The following is a 12619-nucleotide window of genomic DNA, read 5'->3' as shown; positions in this document are numbered from 1 at the left end:
GCGTGATAGCGAGCCGACTCTTTAAGTACGCCGTCACCGTATCGGACCCTAATGAGCGAAGCCGAGCGCGATGAGACGAACGTTCGCCGGACGGTTGTGCTTGATTACCTCGCACACGGCCTCTCCGACGACGGCCGCCCGCAGTACGCGAAGTCGCCAGCCGGGTACGCGATGGATATCGAGGACTTCTCACTCTATCAGGTTGCGTTCGACGAGGACGAGCGGCTGACTATCGGGAGCGAGGTCGTCGTCGAGCCCGCCGAGGAACGTGACATCGTCGTCGATGCCCATCAAGTCGAGTACGATGCACTCTCGTCGGGGGCCCAATCCGAACTCGAGTACGTCGTTCAGGACTTAGTCGAGGACCACGAAGAGCGGTTCGTCGACTTCTACAACGACGCCCAACCGATCACACTTCGGCTCCACCAGTTGAATCTCTTGCCGGGTATCGGGAAGAAACTCAGAAACGGTATCCTCGACGAACGCAAGCGAAAGCCCTTCGACAGCTTCGAAGACCTCGAGGATCGGGTCTCCGGGCTGCACGATCCGGACGAAATCCTCGTCGAACGGATCCTTCAGGAACTGCGCGACGACGATCTGAAGTACAAGACGTTCGTCGGACAACGAGAGCAAGGGTAACGACCTGCTCTCGAACCGAGACGGAGCGTTTACACGCCGCGGACTCGAAGCGGCGAGCAATGAGAGATCCAGACGGCCTGATCGCTCGAGCCGGCGTTCGCGGCGATCCGGACCGTGACCAGCACTTTCTGATCGACGACCGCGTGCTGGATCGGCTACCGACGTATCTGACGGAGATCGATGCGGATACGTCCCACATACTCGAGATCGGCGGCGGGACCGGAGCGCTGACGGATCGGCTGCTCGCGGTCGCCGATGCGGTGACCGTGATCGAACGCGATCGGAAACTGGCCTCGTTCCTTCGCGAGGAGTTCGCTGCCGATATCGAGGCGGAACGACTGACCGTCATCGAAGGGGACGCACTCGAGGTCGAGATGCCCGAGTTTACGGCGTCGGTTTCGAACCTTCCCTACGGCGTCTCGAGCGAGATCTCGTTTCGGCTGCTTCCGGAATCCCGGCCGCTCGTGTTGATGTTCCAGCAGGAGTTCGCCGAGCGGATGGTCGCAGACTCCGGCACGTCCGAGTACGGTCGATTGTCGGTTTCGACCCAGCACTACGCGGACGTCGAACTCGTCGAAACGATTCCCAAAGAAGCGTTTTCGCCGCCACCGGCCGTCCAGAGTGCTGTCGTCCGGCTCGAACCGCGGGAACCGGAGTACGATATCGACGACGAGGCGTTCTTCCTTCGGTTCGTCAAGGCGCTTTTCACCCAGCGTCGGAAGACGATGCGAAACGCGATTCGCAACACGGGTCACATCTCGAAGCTCGCTGATCCTGACGCCGTCGTCGATGCGGCCGATGAGGACCTGCTCCAAAAGCGTGCTGGTGCCGTCACTCCCGCGGAGTTCGCCGCACTTGCAGACCTCGCGACGGACGTGAGCGATCGAACCGACGACGGCTGAGTGCCGGAATCCCTGCTCTCATACCCGGATACCGACAGTTCTCGACTGTAGTTCTCACCGCGGTCGACCGACGGATACAGGTGGATGCAACGACGACTCGCTCGAAAGGGACAGAGATGCTCGAGGTACTCTCCGGGTTCGACTGGTTGGGAGAGCAATTTTCGACGTCGAGCCAGCGACTCGTCGTGACGGTGGCGGCGGTTGGCCTATTGTCGTGTGTCGTATTAGCCTATAGCAAGATACAATGCTGGCTCTCCGAGCGAACTCGAGCGCTGTACGCCGATTTTGTCACGATGTTCCTCCTCGTCGGCGCGTGTGCGCTCACGATTGCGGTCGTTCTGGGTGTGTGGCAGGAAACCACGCGGCTGACGAGGGCCTTCAACAACCTCGAACTCGACGCGCCGGTGATCGCCAGAGTCGTCATCTCGGGTGTCATCATCCTGAGCGGATTCATCATCACCCGATTCGTTCGGCGGGTTATTCGGGAATTGTTCAGTTCATCGACGGCGGTGACCGACCATCAACGGGAGGTCACCCACCGCCTCTCGCAGGTGACGATCTGGTCGGTTACGCTGGTAGTGATTCTGGGCGTCTGGATCGAGGATCTGAGCGGGTTGTTGGTCGGTGCAGGGCTTTTCGGGGCTGGACTCGGGATGGCGGCGAGACAGACGGTCAGTTCGATCCTCGCGGGGTTCGTGTTGATGTTCTCTCGGCCGTTCGAGATCGGTGACTGGATCGAGGTTCAAGACAGCGAGGGAACGGTCACCGACATATCGATCTTCAACACCCGCGTCCAGTCGTTCGACGGCGAGTACATCATGATCCCGAACGATCTCATCGCGTCGGGCATGATCATCAACCGCTCGAAGCGGGGTCGCCTCCGGATCGAGGTCGAGATCGGTATCGACTACACCGCGGACATCGAACGGGCGGTCGAACTCGCAGAAGAAACGATGAAAGACCTCGACATCGCACAGCCGGCACCGGCCCCACACGTCGTCTCGAAAGGATTCGGTGATTCGTCGGTCCTTTTGAGCGCGCGCTTTTGGATCGACAAGCCGAGCGCACGTCGGCGCTGGCAAGCCAGAACGGCAGCCGTCAGGGAAATAAAGGAGGCGTTCGACGAGAGCGGGATCAAGATTCCTTACCCCCAGCGCGAACTGTCCGGCCGCGCCGAACACGGCGGACTCGTGTTCGCTAACGGAGAGCAAGTGCCTCCTGGAGCAGGCGACGCCGCCGATCCGAACGATGATTCGTCCGAGACCAACTCCGCACAGTTCGATGAACGAGCCGACGCGAGTTCCGACACCGACCACGCTGATCCGGACGCAGGCTCGGAGACGGACGGCGAACGGGTTGCCACCTCGGAGGAGAGCTAGATGGATCTCGCCGAGAAACGCGGCCTCGAGTCCGAGGTCTACCAGCCGGCGGAGGACTCGGAACTGCTCGCCGACGCCGCCTGCGACCGACTCGAGGAGGGGGACCTCGTACTCGAGGTCGGCACCGGATCGGGGTACATCGCGAACCGACTCGCAGAAGAAACGGGCGCGCGCGTGATCTCCTCCGACGTGAATCCCCACGCCTTAGAGCAGGCCCGAAGCGAGGGCGTCGAACCGGTCCGGGCGGATCTTCTCGAGCCGTTCGCCGACGGGAGCTTCGACGCGGTCGCGTTCAATCCGCCGTACCTCCCGACCGAATCCGAAACCGAGTGGGACGACTGGATGGAGCGCGCGCTCTCGGGCGGGGAGGACGGCCGCGAAGTCGTCGACCCGTTTCTCGATACCGTCGACCGCGTGCTCGCGCCCGACGGCGTCGTCCTCCTGCTGGTGAGCAGTCTCACCGGCGTCGACGAGGTCGTCGAACGCGCCGGCGAGAACGGGTTCAGCGCCGTCGCCGTCGCAGACGAATCGTTCCCCTTCGAGACGCTGACCGTTCTCGAACTGCTGTAATCAGGGTCTATTCGGGGTTGTTTTTCTGCAGCCACAGGTGTGGTTCTCCTCTTCGAGCGGACTTGCTCGAGAGCGCACGTCGTCGGCTGTCCGGCCGCCGACCGGACCGGGAGCCAGTCGGTCGATCGGAGCCGTCGATCCAGTGCCACAGCGTTCAAGACAGTTCCCTCGAACGTTCGACTATGCGACTCGAGGAGTACTGGGGAGTCGGGCCGAAGACCCGCGAGACGTTGGTCGCGGAACTCGGTAGGGAACGAGCGATCAGAGCGATCGAGAGCGGCGACGTTCGGACGCTCTCGGAGGCGGGGTTACCCCGAGGTCGGGCGACCCGCATTCTCCGACGGGCGACCGGCGGCGCGGGAATGGACGTGTTGGCGACCAGCGACGCCCGCAAGGCCTACAAGGAACTGCTCGATCTGGCGGTCGAACACGCGGTCACCGAGCGGGCAGCCGATCGGATCAGAGTGCTCACGCCCCGGACGAGCCGGGATGAGATGATCGACCGGCTTGACGGCGTGCTGGCTGCTCGGGACGCCTGGACGACCCTCGAGGACGAAGACAAAGAACGCGTGCTCGAGGCCTACGACCGCTACGACGAGCGAGACGAGAGCGAACACGCGGCCGTCGAAGCGGCGCTTACGTTACTCGAGGCGGGGGTCGATTCCGGGCCGTTCGCGGCGATCGCCGAACTCGAGCGCGAAACGTTAACGGAGGCCGCCGACGCGCTCGGCGCGTTGACGGGCGGTCGAGTTCGCGAGGGGGCCGACGACGAACTCGATCGACTTCGGACCGCACTCGGCGCGGTCGAGGACATGGACGCGAACGCGCTCGAACTCATCGAGGAGCTTCGGGACGACGGCATCCACGACGTCGAGGGGTTCCGCGACGCGTTCGAGGACCGCCTGCTGAGCGAGACGGGCGTCACGGTCGATCAGGTTCGAGACGCGATGCCAACCGACGCCAGCGACGCCACCGACTTCGTCGGCGGCACGCTCCGGGCGCTTCGATCGAACCTCACCGAGGCCGTCGACGAGCGCGAGACGGCCGTCGCGGCGGAATTCGAGGAAACGCTCGAGGCTGCGGACGATGCCGTCGAACAGGCGGTTTCTGCAGTCGACGAGATTGCCTTACACCTCTCGCTCGCGCGGTTCGCGATCGCCTACGATTGTACGCGACCGACGTTCGTCGGGGACGAGAGCGCTCGGAGCGACCGCGACGCGATTTCGGTCGTCAACGCCCGCAATTTGTCGCTCGAGGCGCGGGAAGACGAATCCGTCCAGCCGGTCACGTACGGTCTCGGCGCTCACGGCGTGACGAGCGTCCCCGAAGACGTCGGCTCCGTCCCCGGTGAGGAAGACGTGGCCGTCCTCACGGGGGCAAACAGCGGCGGGAAGACGACGCTGCTCGAGACGCTCTGTCAGGTCGTGTTGCTGGCGTCGATGGGATTACCCGTTCCGGCCGATCGGGCCGAAGTGACCCCCGTCGATTCGCTGGTCTTTCACCGACGCCACGCGAGTTTCAACGCCGGCGTGCTCGAGTCGACGCTGAAGTCGATCGTGCCGCCGTTGTCCTCCGGCGGTCGAACGCTGATGCTCGTCGACGAGTTCGAAGCCATCACCGAGCCCGGAAGCGCGGCCGATCTGTTGCACGGGCTCGTGACGCTCTCGGTCGACAGGGACGCGATGGGCGTGTTCGTCACACACCTCGCGGACGACCTCGAGCCGCTGCCCGAGGCGGCGCGCGTCGACGGCATCTTCGCCGAGGGGCTCGATCCCGACCTCGAGTTGCTCGTCGATTACCAGCCCCGGTTTAACACCGTGGGGCGCTCGACGCCGGAGTTCATCGTCTCGAGGCTGGTCGCGAACGCGACGGACCGAACCGAACGGACGGGCTTTGAGACGCTCGCGGAAGCCGTCGGCGACGAAATCGTCCAGCGGACGCTCGCGGACGCGCGCTGGAACGAGTGAGCCGACGGCAGTAACGAGCTGAGCACGCACGGCTGTTAGTAGAAACAAGTAGATGCAGAAAGAGGCCGATAACAGGAACGGACGACGGCCGAAACGAGTCGTCGCTACTCGTCTCTGAGACCCGGATTCGTGACGGCACCGTTCGCCGCCGAGCCGAAGTCGCGGGTGTACTTCGCGAGCACGCCGTTGTCGTACGGTTTTTCGGGCTGGTCCCACTCCTCACGTCGGGCCTCGAGTTCCGCGTCGTCGACGTCGACCTCGAGATCCCGTTCCGGAATGTCGACCGTCACCGTATCGCCGTCCTCGAGGAACGCGATCGGGCCGCCGACGTAGGCTTCGGGGGCGACGTGACCGATCATCGGTCCGCGGGTGCCCCCGGAGAAGCGGCCGTCGGTGATGAGCGCGACGTCGTCTTCGTGGCCGGCACCGACGACGGCCGCGGTCACGCCGAGCATCTCGCGCATTCCCGGGCCGGCTTTCGGGCCCTCGTTGCGGATGACGATCACGTCGCCGCTCTCGATGTGGCCCTCCTGGACGTAGGCCATCGCGTCCTCCTCGTTTTCGAAGATTCGGGCGGGACCCTCGTGGTAGAACTCGTCGTCGCCGGTCACCTTCAGGACCGCGCCGTCTGGCGCGAGGTTCCCCGAGAGGATCTTGATCGCTCCCTCTTCTTCCTTGGGGTCGTCGACCGAGTAGAGGAAGTCGGCGTCGATCTCCTCGTCGTCGGGCAGATCGAGCGTCTCGAGTTCTTCCTCGAGCGTCCGGCCGGTCACCGTTAGCGCGTCGCCGTGGATCAGGCCGGCCTCGAGCAGCCTTCGGATGACGACCGGAACGCCCCCGATTTCGTGGAGGTCGCTCATCATGCGGTCGCCGCCGGGCTGGAGGTCGGCGATCTTCGGCGTCTTCTGCGAGATCTCGTCGAAGTCCTCGATGTCGAGGTCGATCCCGGCCTCGCGGGCGAGCGCGAGCAGGTGGAGCACGCCGTTCGTCGAGCCGCCGATGGCCGTCTGGACGGCGATCGCGTTCTCGAAGGACTCTCGAGTGATGATGTCGGAGGGGCGTCGATCTTCCTCGACGACTTCCACGCCGAGTTCGCCGGCCCGCCGGGCGACTTCGTATCGCTCCTCGTCTTCGGCCGGTGCCGAGGCGCTTCCGAGCGGGGCGAGGCCGATGGCTTCCGAGATCGAGGCCATCGTGTTCGCGGTGTACATGCCGCCACACGAGCCCGCGCCGGGGCAGGCCTGGCGCTCGAGTTCGTCGAGTTCGTCGGCGTCCATGTCGCCGGTTCCGTACGCGCCGACGCCCTCGAAGACCTGCACGATGCTCACGTCTCGACCCTCGTGTTCGCCGGGCAGGATCGAGCCGCCGTAGAGAAAGACCGTGGGCAGATCGGTCCGGATCGCGGCCATCATCATCCCCGGCAGGTTCTTGTCGCAGCCGGCGACCGTCACGAGGCCGTCGATCCGCTCGCCGAACGCGACGAGTTCGACGCTGTCGGCGATGACCTCTCGAGAGATGAGCGACGCTTTCATCCCCTCCGTACCCATCGAAATCGCGTCTGAGATGGTGATCGTCCCGAACTCGATCGGCATGCCGCCGGTCTCGTCGACGCCGTCGATGGCCGACGCCGCGACGTCGTCGAGGTGGACGTTACACGGCGTCACGTCCGCCGCGGGGTTCGGAACGCCGATCATCGGCGAGCCAAGGTCTTCGTCGTCGAAACCCATCGCCCGAAACATCGCTCGGTGCGGCGCCTTCTCGGCACCCTCCGTCACGTCGCGGCTCTGTAGCCGCTCGTCCTTGCCGTGGTCGAACTTATCGCTGCTCATACTCGAATCTGCACTCGAGGGGTGATAAGTTGCCCTTTCTCTTCCTGGTCGTCTGGAGTACTCGACGAGCAGTCGTGTATCAAAATGGCCAGATCGCGTTATTCTGTCGGGATCGCATCACTCTGATGGGATCGTATCACTCAGATACGCCGTTCGGCGTCGTCGAGTGCCTCCTGCGTGTCGATGCTCTCGAACGTCTTCTCGGAGATTCCCTCGAGGCTCGCCTCAGGCACGGAAACCCAGTCGATTTTTTCCAAGGCCGCGACGACGCGGTTGTCCTCCTCACCTATCGTCGCGGCGCAGGCCCGAGCCATGGCGTCGGTTCGATACACGGCCTGGGTCGTCTGGAGCCAGCCCGCCTCGAGTTCGACGACCGCACCGTCGCGGCCGCGAGCACGGTCGAGGAGTGTTTCGAGGAGCGCGGGATCGACGAAGGGCATGTCGCAGGCGACGACTGCGGCGTACTCGCGGTCGCACTCCTCGAGTCCCGCGTGGATTCCGGCGACGGGTCCGCGATCCGGAATCGGATCGATCGCGAACCGAATTGTGGCGTTCGCTCCCGAGAGGGCGTCGGCGATCGGCTCTTTCTGTTCCGATCGACAATTGACGACCACGTCGTCGGTTACCGCCGCGATCCGATCGGCGACCCGTCGGATCATGGGCGTTCCCTCGAGTTCGGCGATGGATTTGTCGGCGTCGCCAAAGCGCGTGGAGTACCCGCCCGCGAGAACGACGCCGCCGACGGAGCTATCGACTGGCACGTCTAGGGGTTGGGAAACGACCAGTATAACGTCACGGGTCGTGGTGGGGCTCTACTGATCCGTCGAGGCGGTGGGCCACCGCTCTACAGCACCCCACCGGGCGGGTCAGAACTTAAAGTACTGCGACAGGGTCTCCTCACCGTCACGGTTCTGGAGCCGTCGGCAGACCGGTCGTGCCTTCGACCCGATCGGGTCAGGGAATTGAGCCAGTACTCGGAAGATTTCGGTCAGATCGAGCGCGCCGAACGCGACGGCGATGGCGACGAACAGCGCCAGACCGACGGGTGGCACGACGAACGTCGAGATCGGAACGAGACCGATAACGGGAACCGCGATAGGGGCTGAAAGCGCGTTCGCCAGTGCGAAAATCGGAAGCGCCGAGACGATTCCGGTTGCGATCACGCGCGCGTATCGGGCGTCAGAGACCGGATCGAATCCGACTTGCCACGCGCTCCAGACGTGGAAGATCGCCATCGAACCGTAGCCGATCGACGTCGCGATGGCCGCACCGTACATCCCATACAGCGGGATCAGTATCGTGTTCAAGACGACGTTGATACCGGCGGCCGATCCGGTCGCGATGATCGGATACCTGAGTTCGCCTTTCCCCTGTCCGATCGCCAGCATCGGGCGCGCCAGCGCGAACCCGACAGCACCCGGCAACAACAACAACAGCGGATCGACCGCGGGCTCTGATTCGGCTCCCCAGTAGACCGGTACGACGTCGTGTGCGAGAGCGGCCATCCCGATCGCCATGATCGCCGTGAGCAAGAACGTGTATCGCGTCGTCTTCGCCGCCAGCCTGGAGACTCGTTCGTTTTCTCCCTTCGACCACAGTTCGGACGTCGAGTGGACGAAGACGGTCTGTAACGTAATCGGTGCGAACCAGAGGAACTCCGCGAACACGAGCGCGGCTTTGTAGTGGCCGACCTCGTCCTGGTTCGCAAGCGCCTGTAGCATCATCACGTCGACGTGGTACAGCGACATTAGCAGAAAGACGAGCACGATCGAGAGCGTGTTAAACGACATCATCTCCCGCTTGGGAAGCGTCCCGGTGTCGCGTTCGAACACGCTGCGCAACGACTGGTGGAAGTGTAAGACGACGTGTCCGAGCACCGCGGCCAGACCGGCCGCAATCACCTGCCCGAGCAACGCACCGACGACGCCGTAGCCGTAGTATACCAGCGGCACCGCGACGACGACGAACGAGACGTTATAGAGGACCTTCAGCGGCTCCGAATACTTCTCGAGCCCGAATCCCATCAGCGATTTTCGGGCGAACATCATGTACTGGGAAGCGATTACCATCCCGATCATCACGTAGGAGTAGCGGGTGAACTCGGGGCCCCAGACGAACTCGAAGACGCCCGCGTAGGTGAGCAGGCCCAGAATTGCCGAGCCGATAACCACGAGCAGCGTCGCCAGCCGGAGGTAAAACCCGACCACAGACCGCTCCCAGTTGTCGATCGACCGCTCTTCGGCGACGTACTTTCGCACCCCGTCGGCGACGGCGGTGCTGACGAAGATCATGATGATCGAGTGGGCGGACAGCACCGTCGCGTAGGCCCCGTAATCGGCCGGGCCCATCCAGCGATAGAGCAGCGGCGAGGAAATAATTCCCAGAAACAGCGTGATGAACTTGCCGCTGGCGACGGTGAGGATGCCGCTCGTGAGACTTCGATTCATCGAATCACCGTTTGCTGTCTGCGAGTCATATCCTGAATTCACCAGCACGTCAGCGAGCGACCACGATCGGCGTCGAGCGCTATCGATTCCGGACCGGACGTTCGCACGCACCAAACCGCGTTCGATTTCAGCCGAGTGGTACACACCGATCCCCGATGTGACTTTCGTTTCGCTCGGCGCCGTGAGGGGAGTCCCCCCGAGCGATAGGGCGGGTACGACACACCCGTCGAGACAGGGATAGCTACCGGATGACCGTAGTTTATTATGCATCGGTTAGTTCGAAACGACCGCTTTATCACACCCTTAAACGCCATCTCAAGCGGCTCAGACGGGTTCGAAAACGCGGTCGATTCGAGAACCGCTGGTGGCCATTGCCATCGTCGTAATCTCCTTCCCTGCTGCGGACATAGCCGCCTCCATGGCGACCGTACGCGCAGGCGCTCGGCTTCACGTTGGATTCCAAAATCTCTCGCTCGCGCGCGAGCGACTCTACGGCGGCATCGGTATCGGCCTCGAGGAACCACGCCTGACGGTCACTGCGGAACGAGCCGACGGCGTCGTCGCCGGCGATCCGCTCGTCCGGGAGTACGCGACTCGAGCCGTCGACGTGCTCCAAGTTACGGGCGTATCGCTTTCGATCGGCAACCGACTCCCGCGACACGTTGGACTGGGGAGTGGTACCCAGCTCGCCCTCTCTATTCTCGCGGCCACGGCGAAGGCCTACGGCCTCGAGCCGGCGGTCCGGGAGCGCGCGCCGGCGATGGGGCGGGGTGGCAGAAGCGGCGTCGGCGTCGCGACGTTCGAAAACGGCGGATTCGTCGTCGATGCCGGCCACCCAACCGGACGATTCACCACGGAACCCCCCTCCGAGGGCGACTGGACGGTACCGCCGGTAGTCGCCAGACACGACCTGCCCAGCGACTGGCGATTCCTCGTCGTCGTCCCCGACGCTGAACCGGGGCGCAGCGGCACCGGCGAGGACGAAAGCATGCGCGCGGTGGTCGAACGCGCGGACCCCGCCGTCGCGGACGAACTCTCGAGCGTCGTCACCGGACGGCTCCTCCCGGCCGCCGCCGAGGGGAGACTCGAGGCTTTCGGGGACGCCATCGCCGAAATCGGCCGCAAGAACGGAGCCTGGTATGCGGACGCCCAGGGCGGCGTCTTCCGCCCGCCCGCGGGCGAACTCGCCGAATCGCTCGAGGGCTGTCCCGTCCTCTTCGGCGTCGGCCAGTCCTCGTGGGGACCGGTCGTCTACGGCGTCACCGACGAAAATCACGGCCGGGAGGCCACGGCCGCCGCACACAGCGCGCTCGAGGAACGGTCGCTCGAGGGCGAGGTTATCCTCGCCACGCCGTCTCGAGCGGGTGCGACGATCGAGGAGTGAGGGCTCGCTCGAGTCCCCCGTTCACTCGAAGCTTACTTTCTGTATCACCGTTTCCGAGCGCTCCCAGACGCGGGACCTGACGAGCCGGGTGAGCGCGAGCAGTCCGGTCAGTTCGACGAGGGTCTGCGTGACGACCACCGCCGGGACGAGGCCGTATTCCGCGGGGAGGGCGAGCGCCAGGGGGAGCACCACCAGCGAGTTGCGCGTCACGGACGTGAACATGAGCGCCCGACTCTCCCCGTCGGGGAGCCGGAGTCGCCCGGCCACAAGCCGAGCGAGAACGGGCATGACGATCAAGAACGCAACGTAGACCGGGATGACAACCGCGATTTGCTCGAGCGAATGCTGGACGCGAGGCAGTTGCGACGCGATGACGACCAGCAACGTCATAGCCATCATCGGAACGGACAACCACGCCATGACCGCCTCCCACCGACGGCCGGCTTCGGCGCGCTCGCCCCACAGCTGCGTGATCCACGCCAGCGTCAGCGGGACGGCGATGAGAAAGACGAATGCCTCGAGGAAGGGTGCCGGTTCGATCGCCGCCGCGATGTCCCGCCCCATGAACAACCAGAGATACGCCGGTAACAACAGCAGTTGGACGAGCATCAATACTGGCGTCGCAGCGGTGAGCTGTCCAGCGTCGCCATCCGCCATATCGGTAAACGCGATGACGTAGTCGATACAGGGCGTCAGCAACACCATATAGACGCCAACCAGGATAACCGGGTCAGCCGGAAGCAGTCGGGTGAGGCCGAAGACCACGACCGGGACGACGAGGAAGTTCATTCCGAGGGCTCCCGCCATGAACCGCCGGTTCGTGACCGAGTTTCGGAGTTCGACGAACGGAATTTCGAGAAACGTCACGTAGAGCAAGAGCGCGAGGACGGGATTGACGAGTTGCTCGAAGAGCGACGCCGTCGCGGGTCGAGCGACCGCGATGCTTACGGCACCGCCGACCGTGAGCGCGTAGACGCCGATCTGGTGGCGTTGCAACCACGCCGTCTCCATTTGGTTGGTGTAGGGAGGAACTCGAGGAAGTACCTTCGGATGGCGACCCCGAAGGGTCGTCGAAACCGCGTTCACACTCCCGTTTGGAATGTTACGGCGTAGTGCTCTTCCCGGCTTTCGCCGCTCGCGTCGCGATTCGGAACGCAGTGAGAATCACGCACTGCTCACGGATACGAGCCCACACACTACGCGGTTCTCGCGGATTTGTTTGCAAAAGAGCGCCGAGAGGGAGATTCGAACAACGTCCAGACGTGTTCGCTTTCGCTGCGCACGACTGGTCTCGTTCAAACTCCTCTATATCGTTTTCACGACGACAGACGGCTCGCTTCGCTCACCGTTTTTGTCGTCGTGAAAAGCGCCGAGAGGGAGATTTGAACTCCCGTGTCCGTGGGGACAGTAGATTTCGAATCTACCGCCTTGGCCGGGCTAGGCTATCTCGGCTCGACTCGTACTACCGGGGTAACGTTTTTACGGGTTTCGATTTTTCGCTC

10 protein-coding genes and 1 tRNA gene are annotated in these 12619 nt (G+C 63.8%); 6 read left to right on the top strand and 5 right to left on the bottom strand.

The genetic code is table 11. The features are described from left to right. Positions 1 to 51: 51 nt before the first annotated feature. The 5 genes from HALLA_RS08865 to HALLA_RS08845 all read left to right on the top strand — a co-directional run bounded on the left by HALLA_RS08865 (position 52) and on the right by HALLA_RS08845 (position 5457). Positions 52 to 639: a DUF655 domain-containing protein gene (locus tag HALLA_RS08865; RefSeq protein ID WP_049953014.1), complete on the top strand. Its 588-nt coding sequence runs from the start codon at positions 52 to 54 to the stop codon at positions 637 to 639. Between the two features lie 59 nt (positions 640 to 698). After that, positions 699 to 1541 carry a 16S ribosomal RNA methyltransferase A gene (locus tag HALLA_RS08860; protein WP_049953013.1) on the top strand — a complete coding sequence of 281 codons (843 nt, stop codon included), beginning with the start codon at positions 699 to 701 and terminating at the stop codon, positions 1539 to 1541. 116 nt (positions 1542 to 1657) lie between these two features. Beyond that, positions 1658 to 2920, top strand: a complete 1263-nt coding sequence (locus HALLA_RS08855; protein WP_084568972.1) for a mechanosensitive ion channel family protein — start codon at positions 1658 to 1660, stop codon at positions 2918 to 2920. Then, positions 2921 to 3490: a HemK2/MTQ2 family protein methyltransferase gene (locus tag HALLA_RS08850; protein WP_049953012.1), complete on the top strand. Its 570-nt coding sequence runs from the start codon at positions 2921 to 2923 to the stop codon at positions 3488 to 3490. A 182-nt stretch (positions 3491 to 3672) separates the two neighbouring features. Then, positions 3673 to 5457 (top strand): MutS-related protein, encoded by a 1785-nt coding sequence (locus tag HALLA_RS08845; protein WP_049953011.1) that lies wholly within the window; start codon positions 3673 to 3675, stop codon positions 5455 to 5457. 104 nt (positions 5458 to 5561) lie between these two features. Here HALLA_RS08845 and ilvD read toward each other — a convergent pair whose 3' ends face one another. From ilvD to HALLA_RS08830, 3 genes are all read right to left on the bottom strand, one after another. Next, positions 5562 to 7286, bottom strand: a complete 1725-nt coding sequence (ilvD, locus tag HALLA_RS08840) for a dihydroxy-acid dehydratase (RefSeq protein ID WP_049953010.1) — start codon at positions 7284 to 7286, stop codon at positions 5562 to 5564. Between the two features lie 140 nt (positions 7287 to 7426). After that, positions 7427 to 8047, bottom strand: a complete 621-nt coding sequence (gene mobA / locus HALLA_RS08835) for a molybdenum cofactor guanylyltransferase (RefSeq protein WP_049953009.1) — start codon at positions 8045 to 8047, stop codon at positions 7427 to 7429. A 105-nt stretch (positions 8048 to 8152) separates the two neighbouring features. Next, the gene (locus HALLA_RS08830) at positions 8153 to 9733 is read right to left on the bottom strand and encodes a flippase (protein ID WP_049954055.1); all 1581 of its coding nucleotides are present in this window, start codon (positions 9731 to 9733) and stop codon (positions 8153 to 8155) included. Between the two features lie 418 nt (positions 9734 to 10151). On the opposite strand from HALLA_RS08830, the gene HALLA_RS08825 reads away from it, so the two are divergent. Continuing rightward, entirely contained in the window at positions 10152 to 11117 is a 966-nt protein-coding gene (locus HALLA_RS08825; protein WP_049953008.1) for a beta-ribofuranosylaminobenzene 5'-phosphate synthase family protein, read from the top strand. Between the two features lie 21 nt (positions 11118 to 11138). On the opposite strand, the gene HALLA_RS08820 is transcribed toward HALLA_RS08825, so the two are convergent. Together HALLA_RS08820 and HALLA_RS08815 are read right to left on the bottom strand one after the other, a co-directional pair. Then, positions 11139 to 12128: an arsenic resistance protein gene (locus tag HALLA_RS08820; RefSeq protein WP_049953007.1), complete on the bottom strand. Its 990-nt coding sequence runs from the start codon at positions 12126 to 12128 to the stop codon at positions 11139 to 11141. A gap of 356 nt (positions 12129 to 12484) precedes the next feature. Then, a tRNA-Ser gene (locus tag HALLA_RS08815) sits at positions 12485 to 12569 on the bottom strand. Positions 12570 to 12619 lie beyond the last annotated feature (50 nt).

It is taken from the genome of Halostagnicola larsenii XH-48 (assembly GCF_000517625.1).
GTDB lineage: Archaea > Halobacteriota > Halobacteria > Halobacteriales > Natrialbaceae > Halostagnicola > Halostagnicola larsenii.
This window is presented reverse-complemented; position numbering and strand designations above follow the sequence as displayed.